Source organism: Chitinimonas violaceus, assembly GCF_052601015.1.
Genome location: NZ_JBQXDJ010000196.1, coordinates 1 through 861 on the forward strand (window position 1 = coordinate 1; position 861 = coordinate 861).

At 59.9% G+C, this 861-nt stretch carries 3 protein-coding genes; 1 reads left to right on the forward strand and 2 read right to left on the reverse strand.

All coding sequences use genetic code 11. The features are described 5' to 3' along the window. Both ACUHMQ_RS20870 and ACUHMQ_RS20875 read right to left on the reverse strand, forming a co-directional pair. Positions 1 to 239: HepT-like ribonuclease domain-containing protein (locus ACUHMQ_RS20870; protein WP_445297360.1), on the reverse strand; the 239-nt coding region annotated here is incomplete at its 3' end. Continuing rightward, positions 236 to 502 (reverse strand): nucleotidyltransferase family protein, encoded by a 267-nt coding sequence (locus tag ACUHMQ_RS20875; protein ID WP_445297361.1) that lies wholly within the window; start codon positions 500 to 502, stop codon positions 236 to 238. The genes ACUHMQ_RS20875 and ACUHMQ_RS20870, both read right to left, overlap by 4 nt. A gap of 183 nt (positions 503 to 685) precedes the next feature. Here ACUHMQ_RS20875 and ACUHMQ_RS20880 point away from each other — a divergent pair. Then, the coding region (locus ACUHMQ_RS20880; RefSeq protein ID WP_445297362.1) for a DUF4158 domain-containing protein at positions 686 to 861 on the forward strand (176 nt) is incomplete at its 3' end.

The following is an 861-nucleotide window of genomic DNA, read 5'->3' on the forward strand; positions in this document are numbered from 1 at the left end:
TTGCGCATGCCGCGCATATTGCGCCACGGCACTTGCCTGTGTGCCTGGGCGAACTCGGCATAGCCATCCATCACCTTCGTGACGGCCTCGCCGATGATGATGAGGCTCATGATGACGGCCTGCTGGGTTCGCTTGTCCTCAAGGAAGTCCTCTTTGGCCAAGCCCTCCACGAAGCCGCAGGCATCGGTAGCGGCCTGTTGCATGTGATCCAGGTAGTCGGTCAGTCGGTTTTCGCTCATACCGGTCGCGCCTCCGCGAGTACCTTGGCCCGGAACTTCGGCGGCAGATCGCCGGGTGTCAGCAGATCGACGTGGAGGCCGAGCAGCGATTCCAGCTCGACTTGCAGACCGCCCAGGTCGAACAGCGTCGCGCCAGGCAGCGCATCGACCAGCAGATCGATGTCGCTGCCATCGTGGTCGGTGCCATGCAGCACCGAACCGAAGACGCGCGGGTTCGCAGTGCGGAAGCGGCCTACCGCTTCACGCACTGCGCTTCGCTTCATATCAAGCACAACAGACGGTCGCATGGGCATCCTTTCTTATCGAAACTCGTTGAGATGATATGCAATCAAGAATAAAATTTCAAGAACTATTTTCGAGAATCGCAATGCCTTGATTTCCTGTGCCGCGCCGGTTGCCTTGGCGGGCTTGTCACAAACCTACGTTTTCAAGAAGAAGGAAACCGCATGCCCCGCCGTTCGATCCTGTCCGCCGCCGAGCGGGAAAGCCTGCTGGCGTTGCCGGGCACCAAGGATGATTTGATCCGTCAGTACACGTTCAGCGACACCGACCTGTCCATCATTCGGCAGCGGCGCGGCTCTGCCAACCGGCTGGGCTTCGCCGTGCAGCTTTGCTACCTGCG

Bases quoted from the DNA above. Each gene is read 5' to 3' on its own strand.
- ACUHMQ_RS20875 (WP_445297361.1), bottom strand. From the start codon at position 502: ATGAAGCGAAGCGCAGTGCGTGAAGCGGTAGGCCGCTTCCGCACTGCG.